Source organism: Streptomyces sp. NBC_00572, assembly GCF_026341815.1.
Lineage (GTDB): Bacteria > Actinomycetota > Actinomycetes > Streptomycetales > Streptomycetaceae > Streptomyces.
The window spans coordinates 1,829,934-1,846,338 of the sequence record NZ_JAPENX010000001.1 but is presented as its reverse complement, the minus strand read 5'-3'; the positions used below and the strand labels follow the sequence as shown (position 1 = coordinate 1,846,338).

The 16,405-nt window shown below is 73.8% G+C and carries 11 protein-coding genes; 4 read left to right on the top strand and 7 right to left on the bottom strand.

What is annotated here, in order from left to right; genetic code table 11:
* Positions 1-54: 54 nt before the first annotated feature.
* From OG514_RS08415 to OG514_RS08405, 3 genes are read right to left on the bottom strand one after another with little or no spacing between them, the layout of a single operon-like run.
* Positions 55-1,389 carry a glycosyltransferase 87 family protein gene (locus OG514_RS08415; protein WP_266892466.1) on the bottom strand — a complete coding sequence of 445 codons (1,335 nt, stop codon included), beginning with the start codon at positions 1,387-1,389 and terminating at the stop codon, positions 55-57.
* Positions 1,390-1,415: 26 nt separating this feature from the next.
* The gene (locus OG514_RS08410) at positions 1,416-2,225 is read right to left on the bottom strand and encodes an ABC transporter ATP-binding protein (protein WP_266892464.1); all 810 of its coding nucleotides are present in this window, start codon (positions 2,223-2,225) and stop codon (positions 1,416-1,418) included.
* Positions 2,218-3,078, bottom strand: coding sequence for an ABC transporter permease (locus OG514_RS08405; RefSeq protein WP_266900789.1), 861 nt, complete (start codon positions 3,076-3,078; stop codon positions 2,218-2,220). Before OG514_RS08405 ends, OG514_RS08410 begins: the two co-directional genes overlap by 8 nt.
* Before the next feature lie 217 nt (positions 3,079-3,295).
* Between OG514_RS08405 and OG514_RS08400 the strand changes: the two genes are divergently transcribed.
* On the top strand, positions 3,296-3,895 hold the full coding sequence (locus OG514_RS08400) for a TetR/AcrR family transcriptional regulator (protein ID WP_266892462.1): 600 nt from the start codon (positions 3,296-3,298) through the stop codon (positions 3,893-3,895).
* Positions 3,896-4,000: 105 nt separating this feature from the next.
* On the opposite strand, the gene OG514_RS08395 is transcribed toward OG514_RS08400, so the two are convergent.
* The 4 genes from OG514_RS08395 to OG514_RS08380 form a co-directional block, all read right to left on the bottom strand.
* Positions 4,001-4,921, bottom strand: coding sequence for a carbohydrate ABC transporter permease (locus OG514_RS08395; RefSeq protein ID WP_266892460.1), 921 nt, complete (start codon positions 4,919-4,921; stop codon positions 4,001-4,003).
* A complete protein-coding gene (locus tag OG514_RS08390; protein ID WP_266892458.1) occupies positions 4,918-6,231 on the bottom strand; it encodes a carbohydrate ABC transporter permease in 1,314 nt (437 codons plus the stop codon). The genes OG514_RS08395 and OG514_RS08390 overlap by 4 nt, the downstream gene beginning before the upstream one ends.
* A 9-nt stretch (positions 6,232-6,240) precedes the next feature.
* On the bottom strand, positions 6,241-7,608 hold the full coding sequence (locus tag OG514_RS08385) for an ABC transporter substrate-binding protein (RefSeq protein ID WP_266892456.1): 1,368 nt from the start codon (positions 7,606-7,608) through the stop codon (positions 6,241-6,243).
* A 123-nt stretch (positions 7,609-7,731) separates the two neighbouring features.
* Positions 7,732-11,517: an FtsK/SpoIIIE domain-containing protein gene (locus tag OG514_RS08380; protein ID WP_266892454.1), complete on the bottom strand. Its 3,786-nt coding sequence runs from the start codon at positions 11,515-11,517 to the stop codon at positions 7,732-7,734.
* 548 nt (positions 11,518-12,065) lie between these two features.
* On the opposite strand from OG514_RS08380, the gene OG514_RS08375 reads away from it, so the two are divergent.
* The 3 genes from OG514_RS08375 (at position 12,066) to prfB (ending at position 16,306) form a co-directional block, all read left to right on the top strand.
* Positions 12,066-13,796 carry a serine/threonine-protein kinase gene (locus tag OG514_RS08375; protein WP_266892452.1) on the top strand — a complete coding sequence of 577 codons (1,731 nt, stop codon included), beginning with the start codon at positions 12,066-12,068 and terminating at the stop codon, positions 13,794-13,796.
* Between the two features lie 138 nt (positions 13,797-13,934).
* Positions 13,935-15,173 (top strand): serine/threonine-protein kinase, encoded by a 1,239-nt coding sequence (locus tag OG514_RS08370; protein ID WP_266892450.1) that lies wholly within the window; start codon positions 13,935-13,937, stop codon positions 15,171-15,173.
* Positions 15,174-15,202: 29 nt separating this feature from the next.
* Entirely contained in the window at positions 15,203-16,306 is a 1,104-nt protein-coding gene (prfB, locus tag OG514_RS08365; protein WP_266892448.1) for a peptide chain release factor 2, read from the top strand.
* Positions 16,307-16,405 lie beyond the last annotated feature (99 nt).

The following is a 16,405-nucleotide window of genomic DNA, read 5'->3' as shown; positions in this document are numbered from 1 at the left end:
TTGAGCGAGAAGGGCCCCGCCGGATGTGCGGCGGGGCCCTTCCCGTTGTGCGTCCTACGCGGACTCCTCCGGGGGGCCCGTGACCGTCGACGTCCACAGGCGGCGGGTGGCGAGCAGGGACGCCGCGAGCAACAGGCCGTTGCGGAGCACCATGACGGTCAGCCCCTGGGCGGTGCCTTCGATGACCTGGTCGTACAGGACGGGGTACGCGAGTGAGCTCAGCGCGGCCGCCGGGAGGAGGAGCAGGGCCACCGGGCGCATCACGGTGTCGCGTGAGGTCAGACAGACGGCGGCGAGGCCGAGCAGCCAGATCATGTACTGGGGACTGATCACCCGGCTGGTGGCGGTGAACAGCAGGACGGCGGTGAGGGCCGCGTCGAGCGGGGTGGCCGCGGTCCAGCGGTGGGCCCGCAGGCGCCACAGGAGCAGCCAGCCGAAGGCGATGACGGTGAGCAGCAGGGCGAGGTGGCCGAGGCTGGAGACGTATGGGCCGACGTACTCGAAGGCCCCGTAGCGGAACTCGACCCTGCCCGGCCACCCGCCGGTGGCCTTGGCCAGCGCGAGGGCCGTGCCGCCGAGGGATTCGATCTGGATGCCGCGGCTGCCCTGCTGGCGCAGGAAGCCGAGGGACTCGGAGAAGAAGAGCCCGAGGGTGGCGAGGAGGGCGAGGGCCGCGACGACCGCGGCGGTCCAGGCCTCGCGGGTGGTACGGCCCCGGGGGGTGCCGATCAGGGTGAGTGCCGGCCAGACCTTGACCATCGCGCCGATGCCCGCGAGCGCCCCGCCGATGTGGTGGGCGGCGGTCGAGCGGGCGTTGACGGCGAGCAGCGCGAGGACGGCGAGGGCGGTGGTCTGGACGTCGTACCGGGCGAGCGGCAGGTGCAGCAGGAGCGGCAGGCCGCAGACCCAGACCCAGGCGCCGTGGGTGAGGCGGGCGCTGTCGGCGCGGGCGAGGGCGGTGGTGACGACCGCGTCGGCGAGCAGGGTGATCGCGACGAACGCCTGGAAGTACGTCAGCCAGGGGAGGAGGCCCGGGCCCATGATCACGAGCCCCGCGCCGGGCGGGTACTGCCAGGTGACGTCGCCGGGCGGGAAGGTCCCCTGCGCGAACTGCCCGTACCAGTACCGGTAGAGGTCCACCTCACGGCCGACCCCGCCGATGCCGAGGGTGTCGCGGAGGAGCAGCAGCACCATGCCGACGCGGGTCAGCAGCCAGACGGAGGCGAGGGCGAGGTAGGGGCCGCGGCCGACCGTGACGAAGGTGGCGGAGGTGAAGGTGTCCGAGTCGAACGGCGACCTGGTGCGGTGGGGGGGCTCGGTCCCGGTCCGGTGCGGGGCGGGGGGCCCGGTCCCGATCCCGTGGGGCGACTGAGGGTGATCGTTCGTCATCCCTCCGTACTGTAGCCCTTAATGTGTCATTTGCCCGTTTCTCCGGGCTCTGTTCCGGACCCTGTCGCCGTGAACTCCTCGTACGCCGCCACCACCTCCTTCGCCGGGCCGTCCATCCGCAGCGTGCCCGCCTCCAGCCACAGCGCCCGCTCGCAGGTCTCCGTGATGGTCGAGTTCGAGTGGCTGACCAGGAAGACCGTGCCGGCCTCCGCGCGCAGCTCGTCGATCCGTCGCTGGCTGCGGCGGCGGAAGCGGGCGTCGCCGGTGGACAGGGCCTCGTCGATGAGCAGCACGTCGTGGCTCTTCGCGGCGGCGATGGAGAAGCGCAGTCGCGCCCCCATCCCGGAGGAGTACGTCCCCATGGGGCGGGAGATCGCTTCGTCCTTCTCGTTGATGCCGGAGAAGTCCACGATCTCGTCGTAGCGCGCACGGACCTCCGCGCGGCTCATGCCCATCGCGAGACCGCCCAGGATCACGTTCCGCTCGCCGGTGAGGTCGTTCATGAGGGCAGCGTTGACGCCGAGGAGCGAGGGCTGGCCGTGGGTGTAGACATGGCCCCGCTCGACGGGCTGGAGGCCCGCCACGGCCTTCAGGAGGGTGGATTTCCCAGATCCGTTCGAACCGATCAGGCCAATTGCCTCGCCCCGGTACGCGACGAAGCTGACGCCCTTCACGGCGTGGACGCGGCGGCCGGCCGGCCGCTTCTCGCCGCGCCGGATCATCCGGCTCAGCGCGGCCGTCGCGGCACCTCGACCGCCGGTGCGTCCGCCGTGGACGGTGTACGTGATGTGGACGCCGTCGACCACGACGGTGGGGATGCTCTCTGTGTCAGCCACGGCCGTACGTCTCCTCCGCTTTCCAGAACCAGATGAAACCGCCCCCGAAGGTCAGCAGGGCCCAGCCGGCGGCGAGCGCCCAGACGTGCGGCGGCAGCTGTGCCGAGGTGTAGCTCCCGATCAGAGCGAAGCGCATGAGGTCGATGTAGACCGCCGCCGGGTTGCACTGGAGGGCCAGCACCACGCCGTCGGGGAAGCGTCCGCTGCTCGCCAGGTTCTGGATCGACCACATCGCGCCCGAGGCGTACATCCAGGTGCGGAGCACGAAGGGCATCAGCTGGGAGATGTCCGGGGTGCGGGCCGCGAACCGGGCGAGGGCGAGCGCCACGCCTGTGTTGAACAGCGCCTGGCAGGCCAGCGCGGGGACGGCGAGCAGCCAGCTCCAGGTGGGGAACTCGCCGAGGCCGAACAGGATCATGACGAGCGCGGCGAGCGAGAGCAGCAGCTGCTGGAGCTGCTGGAGCGCCAGCGAGATCGGCAGGCTCGCGCGGGGGAAGTGCAGGGCGCGGACCAGGCCCAGGTTGCCGCTGATGGCCCGGGTGCCGGCCAGGATCGTGTTGGAGGTGAACGTCCACACGAAGACGCCGGTGATCAGGAAGGGCACGTAGTCGGCGACGCCCTGCTTCGCGTCCATGAGGACGCCGAAGATCAGGTAGTAGACGGCGGCGTTGAGCAGCGGGGTCATCACCTGCCAGACCTGGCCGAGGCGCGCCTGGCTGTACTGCGCGGTCAGACGAGCGGTCGCGAAGGCCGTGATGAAGTCGCGGCGGGACCAGAGCTGCCGGGCGTAGGCGGGCAGTGAGGGGCGGGCCCCGCTGACGGTGAGGCCGTGGCGCAGGGCGAGCGCGCGCAGGTCCTCGGTGGGGGCCGCCTGCGGAGGGGCCTTCCCGGTGGGTGGGGAGAGGGTCTGGGTGGTCACGGGCGGGCGCTTTCGACGAAGGGTGCGGGCAACCTCGGCGATGGAACGGGTCCGTATCGTCGTTACGGGGAGAGTAGGACGACAGGACGTCGGAACGCAACCGTATCGTCGTGACGCACCCGGGGCGTCGCCGTTGGTTAGGATGCCGTTCATGACCGAACCGACCCCCCGCCGCGCCCCCGCCGGAGCCGCCGTACTCCGCGAGGACGTGACCGAGGCCATCCGCGCCGCCGTCTTCGAGGAGCTCGCGGCCGTCGGCTTCGCCCGGATGTCCATCGAGGGCATCGCGCGCCGCGCGGGCGTCGGCAAGACCGCCGTCTACCGGCGCTGGAAGTCCAAGCTCGCCCTCGTCCTCGACCTCGTCGGCGCCTTCGCCACCCAGGGCCTGCCGGCGCCCGCCACCGGCTCCCTGTACGGGGACGTGCGCGCGCTCCTCGAAGTGGCCTCGCACGCCCTGCGCCACCCGGTCGCCTCGCAGGTCATCCCCGACCTGCTCGTCGAAGCGGCCCGGAACCCCGAGATCGCCGAGGCCGTCACCGCCGCACTGCTCGACGGCCAGCAGGGCGTCGTGAGCCAGGTCGTCCGCGAGGCCGTCGCGCGCGGTGAACTCCCGGCGGGCACCGACCCGGGCCGCGCCCTCGACCTGGTCGTCGGGCCGCTCTACTGGCGCCTCGTCGTCGTCCGTACGCCGCTGCCTCCGGGGTACGTGGACGATCTGGCGCGGTCGGCGGTGGCCGCGCTCAAGGCCTGAACCAGGGGGTGCCCGGCGGACCACGGCCGTGGCCGACCCCGATCCGCCGGACGGGGCCGACCCCGATCCGCCGGACGGGGCCGGGGCCGATCCGCCGGACAGGCCCTACTTCACCGCGCCCGCCATCACCCCGGACGCGAACTGGCGCTGGAACGCGAAGAAGACGATCAGCGGCACCACCATCGACACGAACGCCCCCGGCGCCAGCACGTCGACGTTGTTGCCGAACTGCCGTACCTGCTGCTGGAGCGCCACCGTGATCGGCGGCGACTGCGAGTCCGCGAAGATCAGCGCGATCAGCATGTCGTTCCAGACCCACAGGAACTGGAAGATCCCCAGTGAGGCGATCGCCGGACCGCCGAGCGGCAGCACCACCTGGGTGAAGAGCCGTAGCTCGCCCGCCCCGTCGAGCCGCGCCGCCTCCAGGAGTTCGCGCGGGATCTCCGCGAAGAAGTTCCGCAGCAGGAAGATCGCGAACGGCAGTCCGAAGGCCGTGTGGAAGAGGACCACCCCGAGCGTCGTCTCGAAGAGGCCCACCGCGCCGAAGAGCTTCGACACCGGGACGAGGGCGACCTGCACCGGGACCACGAGCAGGGCGACCACCCCGAGGAACCACCAGTCCCGGCCCGGGAACTCCAGCCACGCGAACGCGTACCCGGCGAACGAACCGAGGAGGAGGACCAGCAGGGTGGACGGGACGGTGATCAGGACGGTGGACACGAGAGAGCCGGTGATCGTGTCGTCGGCGAGGAGATGGGTGTAGTTCTCGGTGGTCAGTTGGGCCGGGGCCGTGAACACCTGCCACCAGCCGCTCGCCGCGATGTCGGAGGGGGAGCGGAGCGAGGAGAGCAGCAGCCCGATCGTCGGCAGCAGCCAGAAAAGGCCGGCCAGGACGAGGAACACCCGGACCGCGCCCCCGGCGGCACGGGCCGCCGCCCGCGCGGCGAGCGTCGGGCGGGCAGGGGAGCCCGCGGGCGGCGCGGAGACGTCGGTACGCGCGCGCGTGCGGGTGGCGGGGGAACTCATCGGCGGGCCTCCCGGCGCAGGCGGCGGATGTTGAGGACCATCACCGGGACCACCAGGAGCAGCAGCAGGACGGCGATGGCCGAGCCGATCCCGAGATCGGCGTCCGTACCGAACGACGAGCGGTACAGCTGGAGCGCGAGCACGTTCGCGTCGTCCTGGGCCGAGCCCGGCGCGATGACGAACACCAGGTCGAAGACCTTGAGCACGTTGATCATCAGGGTGACGAGGACGACCGCCAGGACCGGGGCGAGCAGCGGCACCGTGATCCTGCGGAACACCTGCCACTCGTTCGCCCCGTCCACCCGCGCCGCTTCGAGCAGCTCGCGCGGGACGGCCGCGAGCCCGGCGCCGATCAGCACCATCGCGAACCCGGCCCACATCCACACGTACGAGCCGATGACGGCCGGGGTGACGAGCGAGGGGCCGAGCCACTCCACGCCGTTGTACTGCTCCCGGAAGTTGCTCGCGGGCAGACGCAGTACGGCTCCGTCGGCGCGGTCGGCGGGCAGCGTGAAGCTGCCGTCGGCCGCCGCCGTGGCCCTGGCGACCACCTTTCCGTCCCGAACGGCCTCGATCCGCAGCCCCGCGAGGCCCAGCTCGGTCGGATCGACGGCGTTCTGCCGACCGCCGCCGCCCCGGGTGAAGTCCAGCCAGGCCGTGCCGGAGATCGTGTCCGGCACGGGAGCCGGCTGCCGGGCCGGGCGGGCCTCCTCCGGCATCTGCCCCGGCGCCACCCCGATCAGCGGAAGCCGTACGGGCTCCCCGGCGCGGACCGGCTCCTCGGTGACGAACGCGCCGCCGCCGGCCGCCTTCAGCGGATGGGCGGGCAGTGGCCGGGCCCGGGGGAAGCCGGAGGACTCGGCGAAGGTGTCGTGGACCCCGACCCAGACGGCGTTGGCGACGCCGCGGTCCGGGTCCTGCTCGTAGACCAGCCGGAAGATGATCCCGGCGGCGAGCATCGAGATCGCCATCGGCATGAAGACGACCAGCTTGAACGCCGTACCCCAGCGCACGCGTTCGGTGAGCACGGCGAAGACCAGGCCGAGGGCGGTCGCGACCGCCGGGGCGAAGACCAGCCAGATCACGTTGTTGCGGACGGCCGTGCGCAGCGAGTCGTCGGTGACCAGGGCGAGGTAGTTGTCCAGGCCGACGAAGGAGGTGCCCGAGCGGTCGAAGAACGAGCGCTGGACGGAGTACCCGATCGGGTAGACCACGAGCGCGCCGAGCAGGAGCAGGGCGGGGAGCAGGAACCCCGCCGCGACCGTCCTGCTCCTGCTTCTGGTCCTGCGGGGCGTGGTGTGCCTCGGCATGCCGGGGCCTCAGCCCTTCGCCGCGGCCCGGTACGCCTTCTCCGCGTCCTTCTCCAGACGCGCCTGCGTCCCCGCGATGTCCTTCGGGTTCTTCAGGAAGTCCTGGAGCGCCTTCCACTCGCCCTTGCCCGGCGTCCCGCCGAAGGACTGCGGCATCTGGTCCGACATGTCGAAGCGGAAGGAGTCACCGGCGCCGATGAGCGCCTTCGCGATCTCCCGCTGGACGTCGTTCGGGTACGCCGACGGGTCCAGGTTCTTGTTGGGGGAGAGGAAGCCGCCCTCGGCCGCCCAGATCTTCGCCGCGTCCGCGGAGGCGAGGAAGGCGAGCAGCGCCTGAGCGCCCTTGGTGTCCTTGAGGGCCACGGCCGCGTCGCCGGCCGTCACCACGGGGGTGGTGCCCGTGCCGACGGTGGGGAACGGGAAGACCTTCGCGTCCGTGCCGATCTTCGCCTTCGTCTGGGCGATGTTGACGGCGGCGAAGTCGCCCTCGAAGACCATCGCCCCCTTGGGCTGGTCGCCGCCCGTGAACGTCTGGGTGACCGAGACCGGGTACTCCGTCTGCAGCGCGCCGCTCGTGCCGCCCGCGAGCAGCGCGGGCTTGCCGAACAGTTCGCCGAGGGTGGTCAGGGCGGCGGTGACGGAGGGGTCGGTCCACTTGATGGTGTGCTTGGCGAGCTGGTCGTACTTGGCCGGGCCCGCCTGGGAGAGGTAGATGTTCTCGAACCAGTCGGTGAGGGTCCAGCCGTCCGCGCCGCCCACCGAGACCGGGGTGACGCCGTAGGCCGAGATCGTCTCGGCGGTGGTGAGGAACTCCTTCCAGGTCTTCGGCTCGGTGGCGCCGGCGCTCTCGAAGACGGCGGAGTTGTACCAGACCAGGGACTTGTTCGCGGCCTTGAAGTAGACCCCGTACTGGGTGCCGTCGACCGCGCCGAGCTCCCGCCAGCCACGCGAGTAGTTGGCGGCCAGCTGGGCCTCGGCCTCCGGCCCGACCGGCTTCAGCCACTTCTGCGCGGCGGCCTGCTGGATCGCGCCGACCTGCGGGAGCATCGCGACGTCCGGCGGCGAACCGCCCGCGATCTTCGTACCGAGGAAGTTCACGATCGGGTCCTGGGCGGGCACGAAGGTGACGGTCGCGCCGGTGCGCTTCTCGAACTCCTTCAGGACCTTGGTGAAGTTCTCCTGCTCGGGGCCCGTCCAGACGGCGGCGACCTCGATCTTCTCGCCCTTCAGGGGGAGGGCGCCGCCACTGGGCCCGGATTCCCCCGGATCCTTCTCGGCCCCGCCGCCACCGCACGCCGCGAGGGTGAGTGCGGTGATCGCCGTGAACGCCGTGATGGTCACCGCGGTCTTGCTGCGTGGACGAAGAGTTGTACGCATCGCTGCCCCGTCTCTCCCGTGCGCTTCGCTGTCCCGTGCCGACAGGTCTACGCCCGGTGACCGGGCCCCGCAATACCGCCTTCCGTGTCAAGTGGGCGATCGTGACGCCCTCGTGACGTGATGTCAGCTGTGGGCCGCAGGGGTCAGCGGGGGCACGGGGGCCGCCTCGACCGAGCGTGCGGCCCGGTCCAGCGCGCTGGCGAGGAGGGCCAGATCCGTCGGTCCGTTGCCCAGCTCGCGCACCGGACGGCGGGTCGGCGGATCACCCATCCGCTCCCACTCCAGCGGGACGACGGTGGGCCGGAGCGTCGCCGTCCGGGGGATCCGTCCGGTGACGCGGCCCGCCTGGAAGGGGGTCACCCGGCCGTCCGGATGGCCGAGGCGTCCGCGCCCGGCGGCCGGTACGTCCGGTCCGGCGGTCACCGGGGGCGCGTCGAGCACGATCCGCAGCCGGGCCCCGTGGGCCAGCTCGGTGTCGGCCGTCCGGTCGGGGCGCGCGGAGGTCGCGACGAGGTGCACGCCGAGCCGCTCGCCGTTGCGCGCGACGGCCTCAAGAGCCCGCACGACGGAACCGGCGGCGGGCCGCCCGGAGGCGCCGAGCGCGGGCGCGACGAGGGCGTCGTAGTCGTCGACGAGCACGATGAGCCGGGGGAGGTGGGCGGGGCTCGCGGCGCGCACGGGGGCGTGCTCACCGGTCGCGGGACGGGGAATCCGCCCGGCCGTCTCCTCACCCGCGGAGCGGAGCACGCGCCCGCTGCCGTGGCCGACGATGTCCTCGGCTCCGGAGCGGTGCACGCGCCCGCTGGGGCGGTCCGTGAGGTCACCGTCGCCGGTACGAAGGGTGCGGCTGCTCGCGCGGTCGTCGCCGTCCCTGCGCGGCAGCCGCCCACTGGGCGTATCGGCCAGATAGGCGTCGCCACCCGCCCGCGTACGGGCACTTGACCGCTCGTCGAGCGAGCCGTCCCCGGCACGGGACACGCGCCCGCTGGAGCGGCCGCCGAGGTCGTCGGCCCCGGGGTACGGGACCCGGCCGCTGGAGGGCCCCGTCAGGTCGTCGTCGCCCGTGCGGAGCGTGCGGCTGCTGGGGCGCCCGCCCACGTCCTCCGACCCGGGGTACGGGCTCCGGCCGCTCGGCCGGCCGTCGAGGTCGCCGGAGTACGTGATCCGGCCACTGGGCCGGCCACCGAGGTCGTCCGCACCGGGGTACGGGCCGTCCGTGCGACCGCTCCTCGTGCTCGGGAGGGCGCCGATCGTGCCGTCGCCCGTGCGCAGGGTGCGGCCGACCGGTCGGTCCGCGAGGTCGCCGGAGTCCCGGAGGCGGACGGTCGCGCGGGCGCCCTGCGGCACGGACTCCGCCGCGCTCGGGGCGCGCTGGCCGATCAGCCGGTCGGCGGCGGGCGCCGCGCGCGGGCCCCGGCGGTCGGCGAAGTGGCCGTCACCCAGGATCTCGGCCCGGCGCTTGAGCTCCGCACCGAGTGCCTGCGCGAACTCCCGCATCCGCACCGGGTCCGAGGCGACCAGGTGCTCGGTGACATGCGGCAGCTCCGTACAGACCGCGAGTCCTTCGCCGCGCTCGCCGCCCGCCCCGTCCACCAGGAGCAGGCCGAGCCGGTCGGGGCGGCCACCGGCCGCGAGCGAGGCCGCGATCGAACGGAGCAGTTCCGTGCGTCCGCTTCCCGCCGGGCCTTCGATCAGGAGGTGCGGACCCTCTTTGGTGAGGTCCACGGCCAGTGGGCCGCGCGGCCCCGCGCCCAGGACGGCCGTGCCGTCCCCGGCCGAGGCCCAGCGGGCCATCAAGGAGGCGGGGGTGGCACGGGCGAGCCCGAGTTCGTCGAGGAGACGGGCCGACGGGGGCAGCGCGGCGGCACGCGCGCCCGGAGCCGCCGTCGTGTCCGTACGCAGCGGGGCCAGCGCGCGGCCGAACCGCTCGGCCCAGGCGACGGAGACCGCGTCGACCACGCCGACGGTCCCGTGGCCCGCGACCCGCCCGCCGGAGGTCCGGAGCAGCCGCAGCGCCGTCGCCACATCGCCGCTGAGGAGCGCGGCGGCCCCGCACTCGCGGAACGCGAGGGAGGCGGCGCACGCCGTCTCGTACGTGGCGGCCACCGGGGAGACGGGGGAGGCCGAGGGCGCCTCGGCGAGGCAGAGGAGATGGATGCCGGCCGCCGCTCCGGCTCCGGCCAGCCGCGCCACCGTCTCGCGCAGCGCCGCGGAACCGGGGTCGCCGTCGACGATCACGACCGTCGTCGGCCCCGTGTGGCGGACGGCCGCTTCCGCGACGGACGAGCGGTCGGCGCTGGGCCAGCCGGGGCCGAGCGGGCCGTCGTCGAGCCGTCGGGTCAGTTCCGCCGTACGGGCCTGGGCCTGCTCGCGGTCGTACGCCAGGAGCAGCCGGCAGTCCTGGCCGTGGGCGGGCCGGACGTGCGGGAGCCAGCCGAGCCAGCCCCAGGCCCGGCGCCGCTCGTCGAGGGAGCGGTTCCGGTCGGCGCTGATGAGCACGATCTCCAGATCGGCCGGGGAGTGCAGGGCGGCGAGTTGGGCGACCACCGAGCGGGCGAGCCCCGCGAGCCGGTCGGCGGGGCCCGCGAGGCCCAGCGAACCGGCCTCCCGGAGTCCCACCGTGACCGGCACGCCGGAGAGCTCGGCGCGGTCCGTCGTGCCGAGCCGCACCACCAGGGACTCGGGGTGGTCCTGGCCGCGCTCCCAGAGCCGGGGGCCGGGACCGAGGGCGGTGAGCAGGACGGTGGCCGGATCGGGCCAGGTGTCGGCCACCGGTACGGGCGCGGCCGCGCCGTCCCGCGCGCCGGTGCCGGTCCGGGCGCCCGCGTGGGTGGCCGGTGCGGTGCGGGGGCCGGCGGCGTGGGCCGGGAGCTCCTCGCGCCCGCCCGCCAGTCGCCGCGCCCAGGCGCCGAGGCCGCGCTTGCCACCCGGGCGCGGGGAGGGGGAGTCGGCCGGTTCCGAGGGCGCGTCGGCGTGGGACGGGCGGGTCCTGCTGTGGGCCTCGCCGCCGGGCCCGTCGTCACCGCCGGCCTGGTCGCCCGAGCGCGCGTGACCGGCGCCGGGGGAGTCCGTACCGCGAGGGGTGCCCGGGGCGTACGGGTCGGTGTACGCGCTCTCGGGGGTCCCGCCGAGCGGGACGCCGCGCGCCCCGCCGTGGGTGGTGTCGTCCGCCGGGCCGCCGGCCGCCGTGCGGGGCACGCCCGCGTGGGAGGGCCGGTCGCCCAGGTCCGCCGGTGCCCGTCCGTCGGCTCCCGGCGGCGAGACTCGCAGGTGGCCCTCGCCGTCCGGGGCCGTCGCCCTCGTGTCCGTGCCGCCGAGGTCGTCGCCGGGACCGGTCAGGCGGAGGGCGGACTCGCCGAGGCGCAGCAGCGCGCCCGGGCGGAAGCCGACCGGGCGGTCGCCGACCGGTACGCCGTCGAGGGTCGTGCCGTTCGTCGAGCCCCGGTCGGCGACCGTGACGCGGCCGTCCTCGCCGACGGTCACGGTGCAGTGGGCGCGGGAGACGTCCGGGTCGTCGAGCGGTACGTCGGCATCCACGGAACGGCCGATTCTGATCGGTCCGCCGTGCAGCAGGTGCACTCCGCCCGCGTCCGGGCCCGCCACCACGTGCAGCCGGGCCGCGGCCGTCTCGCCGACCCGGTCGTCGGGGCCGGGGACCTGGAGGGAGAGGACCGCGCCGTCGACCAGCGGGGGTTCGCCGAGGACGCAGCGGCGGCCGTCGAGCCGCTCCGCGCCCGCGTAGAGCACGGTGGTGCCCGAGGCGGAGGTGTCGGGGCCGGTGACGGCGGCGGCGAGATTCGAGGCCACGGCGGCCAGGGCCGTCCCGGCGGGGGCCGTGACGAGCACGTCGCACGTACGCCCGGCGCCATGGCCGGCGTACGGCGCGAGGACGGTCAGCCGGATCTGCATCGCCGTCAGCGGTCCCTTCTGCGCGAGATGCCCGGCAGGGGGACCGCCCTGTGACTCCCCCCACCCGGCACGGACGCGTCGCCCGGTACAGGTCGGCACGGCGCGGGGGCTCCCGACCCCACCGATGCGACGTGCTGGAGGCATCCTCGCACCTGCCACCGACAACCCGCCCCCGGGTCGGCCGGAAGTGATCTTGAATGGTCGGCTGTGAACGCAAAAGTGCCTGGTTGGGCATGCCTTCGGAACGTGCCCGGCAACCGTCGCGCCTCCCGAAGCGTCTTCTTCCGGACAGAAGCCGGACAGAAGGACGGGTCCGGACCGGACGCCTCCGGTCCGTCGCGGCCCCCGCCCGGCCCACCCCGGACAGGAGCCGGAACCCCACCGGCCCCGTCCACCGACATCAGAACCTGCCTGTGGACGACCGGTCTCCACCCCGTTCGGCGGCACTAAAGTGGGTCGGACACCCGGACGGGTCACAACAGAGGACAGGGACCCCGGGAAACACCACCGGACCACCCCAGGACCACGATCAGCAGGGAGCGCGTGACGTGCGGCCTATCGGCAGCAAGTACCTGCTCGAGGAGCCGCTCGGCCGCGGCGCCACGGGCACCGTCTGGCGAGCCCGCCAGCGAGAGACGGCGGGCGCCGAGGCGGCCGTGGCCGGCCAGCCCGGCGAGACCGTCGCGATCAAGGTCCTCAAGGAGGAGCTGGCCAACGACGCGGACATCGTGATGCGCTTCCTGCGCGAGCGGTCCGTGCTGCTCCGGCTCACCCACCCCAACATCGTGCGCACCCGCGACCTGGTCGTCGAGGGCGATGTCCTCGCGCTCGTCATGGACCTCGTAGAGGGCCCCGACCTGCACCGGTACATCAGGGAGAGCGGCCCGCTCACCCCGGTCGCCGCCGCCCTCCTGACCGCCCAGATCGCCGACGCGCTCGCCGCCAGCCACGCCGACGGCGTGGTCCACCGCGACCTGAAGCCGGCCAACGTCCTGCTCGCCGAGCAGGGCGGCCAGATGCACCCGATGCTCACCGACTTCGGCATCGCGCGCCTCGCGGACTCCCCGGGCCTGACCCGCACCCACGAGTTCGTCGGCACGCCCGCGTACGTGGCGCCGGAGTCCGCCGAGGGCCGCCCGCAGACCTCCGCCGTCGACATCTACGGCGCGGGCATCCTGCTGTACGAGCTGGTCACCGGCCGGCCCCCGTTCGCGGGCGGCACCGCCCTGGAGGTCCTGCACCGGCACCTCAGCGAGGAGCCGCGCCGCCCCTCGACCGTGCCCGGACCGCTGTGGACGGTCATAGAGCGCTGCCTCAGCAAGGACCCGGACCGGCGGCCGAGCGCGGTGAACCTCGCGCGCGGTCTGCGCGCGGTCGCCGCCGGCATCGGCGTGCACTCCACGCCCGCCCAGATCGAGGCGGCCGACGGCGTCGGCGCGCTCCTCGCCCCGGACCCGGCACCCGCGCCGGTCCCGGGGACCCCGGAGGCCCAGGGGGCCGCCGACCCCACCCAGGTGCTGCCCAGCGGCGCCGGAATGCCGCCCCGGTACGACCCCGCCGGCGCGACCAGCGTCATGCCGACCAGCGGCCCGGCGGGCACCGCCGACCCGACGGCCGTCATGCCCCCCGTACCGCCGGGCCCGCCGCAGTCCGGGCAGGGCGCGCAGTCCGAGGAGCCGCACCCCTGGCAGAACCAGCTGCGCGCGGCCCGCGACCGCAACGAGCAGACGCAGGTGCAGTACCTGGACCCGAGCCAGGACCCGCTGCGCCGACGCCCGCAGCGGCAGCCCCAGCAGCCCCCGCAGGACCAGCGGCCCGGCCAGTACGGGCAGCAGCCGCCGCAGCCGTACCAGCAGCAGCACCCCGCCCCGCAGCGGCAGCAGCAGCCGTACCCGCCGCAGCAGCAGCACCAGCCGCAGCAGTACGCGCCGCCGCCCGCCCCGCAGCAGTACGCGCCGCCCCAGCAGCAGTACACCCCGCCGCAGCCGCCTCCCCAGGCCCCGGCCCCGCGCGAGCCGCGGCCGCCGCGTCAGCGCAGCGCCAACCCGGTGCGGATCCCCGGCCTCGGCTGCCTCAAGGGCTGCCTGGTCATGATCGTGCTGTTCGTGGTCGCGGGCTGGCTGATCTGGGAGCTGACCCCGCTCCAGGACTGGATCGCCGAGGGCAAGGGCTACTGGGAGGCCATCGGCGACGGCATCTCGGCGGTGACCGACTGGATCTCCACGATCGGCGAGGCCACCGACTCCGGGAGTACTACCGGCGGTACGACAGGGCAGTGACACCGCGCTGCACCGCGTAGGACCACGTAATACTGCCGATTTATCGACTTCCGAGGGGTGATTTCCGCTCGGAAGTGACGTCCGGCGGCTGCGGACGCGTAACTTTGCACGCGAACCGCAGCCGCTGAGGGAGCAGTCTTGGCACGGAACATCGGCAGCCGCTACACCACCCACCAGATCCTGGGGCGGGGCAGTGCAGGAACGGTGTGGCTCGGCGAGGGGCCCGAGGGTCCCGTCGCCGTCAAACTGCTGCGCGAGGACCTGGCCTCCGACCAGGAGCTCGTCGGCCGCTTCGTGCAGGAGCGGACCGCCCTGCTCGGCCTCGACCACCCCCGGGTGGTCAAGGTCCGCGACCTCGTCGTCGACGGCAACGACCTGGCCCTCGTCATGGACCTCGTCCGCGGCACCGACCTGCGCACCCGCCTCGACCGGGAACGGCGGCTCGCCCCCGAGGCCGCCGTCGCGATCGTCGCCGACGTCGCCGACGCCCTCGCGGCCGCGCACGCCGCCGGGATCGTCCACCGGGACGTCAAGCCGGAGAACATCCTGCTCGACATGGAGGGACCGCTCGGGCCCGGTGGCGCCCACCCCGCCCTCCTCACCGACTTCGGCGTCGCCAAGCTGATCGACACCCCGGGCCGCACCAAGGCCACCCGGATCATCGGCACCCCCGACTACCTCGCCCCCGAGATCGTCGAGGGCCTCCCGCCGCGCGCCGCCGTCGACATCTACGCGCTCGCGACCGTCCTGTACGAGCTGCTCGCCGGCTTCACCCCGTTCGGCGGCGGCCACCCCGGCGCCGTCCTGCGCCGCCACGTCACCGAGACCGTCGTCCCGCTGCCCGGCATCCCCGAGGAGCTGTGGCAGCTGATGGTGCAGTGCCTGGCGAAGGCCCCGGCCTCCCGGCTGCGCGCCTCCGAGCTCGCCGCCCGCCTCAAGGACGTCCTGCCGCTGCTCAAGGGCATCCCGCCGCTCGACGTGGACGAGCCGGACGCCGAGCCGGCGCCCGATCCGTACGAGGAGGACGTGTACCCGGCCGGCACGGGCACCGGTGAGCCCGGACCGCGCCGGGCCGCCGTCCCGCTCGTCCCCGGCGCCTCGGCCGACTCCAACCGCGACACCCACACCTCCATGCGCGTCCCGGCCCCCGACGAGCTCTCCGGCGGCCCCCTGGGCACGGCCCGCGCCCCGCGCCCCGCGGGCGCCCGCAGACCCGGCTCGGCCCGTCACAAGGCCGAGGCGGTCCGCAAGCGCCGGATCACCCTCACCATCGCCGCGGTCGTCGTCGCGGGCGCCCTCGGCGCGGGGGGCTACCTCGCGACCTCCGGGGACGCGGACACCCCGCCGCAGGACTCGAAGCAGTCCTCGCTGCCGTAACAGCGGCGGCGAGCCGTTACGCTGGACGCGTGGCAGTCGTCGATGTATCCGAAGAGCTGAAGTCCCTCTCCTCGACCATGGGGTCGATCGAGGCCGTCCTGGACCTCGATAAGCTGAGGGCCGACATCGCCGTGCTCGAAGAGCAGGCCGCGGCCCCGTCCCTGTGGGACGACCCGGAGGCGGCGCAGAAGATCACGAGCAAGCTTTCGCACCTCCAGGCCGAGGTCCGCAAGGCCGAGACCCTGCGCGGGCGCATCGACGACCTCGCGGTGCTCTTCGAGCTCGCCGAGGAGATGGACGACCCGGACACCCTCGCCGAGGCCGAGACGGAGCTGACCTCCGTCCGCAAGGCCCTCGACGAGATGGAGGTCCGCACCCTCCTCTCCGGCGAGTACGACGAGCGCGAGGCCCTGGTCAACATCCGCGCCGAGGCCGGTGGCGTCGACGCCTCCGACTTCGCCGAGCGGCTCCAGCGCATGTACCTGCGCTGGGCGGAGCGCCACGGCTACTCGACCGAGATCTACGAGACCTCGTACGCGGAAGAGGCCGGCATCAAGTCGACCACCTTCGTGGTGAAGGCGCCTTACGCCTACGGCACGCTCTCAGTCGAGCAGGGCACCCACCGCCTGGTCCGCATCTCGCCCTTCGACAACCAGGGCCGTCGCCAGACCTCCTTCGCCGGTGTCGAGATCCTGCCGGTCGTCGAGTCCTCGGACCACGTCGAGATCGACGAGTCCGAGCTGCGCATCGACGTCTACCGCGCCTCGGGCCCCGGCGGCCAGGGCGTCAACACGACCGACTCGGCCGTGCGCATCACGCACCTCCCGACCGGCATCGTCGTCTCCTGCCAGAACGAGCGCTCGCAGATCCAGAACAAGGCGAGCGCCATGAACGTCCTCCAGGCCAAGCTCCTTGAGCGCCAGCGCCAGGAGGAGCGGGCCAAGATGGACGCCCTCAAGGACAGCGGCAGCTCCTGGGGCAACCAGATGCGCTCGTACGTCCTGCACCCGTACCAGATGGTCAAGGACCTCCGTACGGAGTTCGAGGTCGGCAACCCGCAGGCCGTCCTGGACGGCGAGATCGACGGCTTCCTGGAGGCCGGCATCCGCTGGCGCAAGCAGCAGGAGAAGTAGCCCCGAAGTACCCCGCGTTCGGGCCCCGCACCGTCAGGTGCGGGGCCCGTCGTCGTTCCGTCCGGTCATGTCGGTCCGGTCGGCGGATTCGCTGACGCA

Excerpts from the sequence above, each read along its gene's own strand:
- OG514_RS08415 (WP_266892466.1), bottom strand. The coding sequence starts at position 1,389 with ATGACGAACGATCACCCTCAGTCGCCCCACGGGATCGGGACCGGGCCC.
- OG514_RS08400 (WP_266892462.1), top strand. The coding sequence starts at position 3,296 with ATGACCGAACCGACCCCCCGCCGCGCCCCCGCCGGAGCCGCCGTACTC.
- OG514_RS08395 (WP_266892460.1), bottom strand. The coding sequence starts at position 4,921 with ATGAGTTCCCCCGCCACCCGCACGCGCGCGCGTACCGACGTCTCCGCG.
- OG514_RS08390 (WP_266892458.1), bottom strand. The coding sequence starts at position 6,231 with ATGCCGAGGCACACCACGCCCCGCAGGACCAGAAGCAGGAGCAGGACG.
- OG514_RS08385 (WP_266892456.1), bottom strand. The coding sequence starts at position 7,608 with ATGCGTACAACTCTTCGTCCACGCAGCAAGACCGCGGTGACCATCACG.
- OG514_RS08380 (WP_266892454.1), bottom strand. The coding sequence starts at position 11,517 with ATGCAGATCCGGCTGACCGTCCTCGCGCCGTACGCCGGCCATGGCGCC.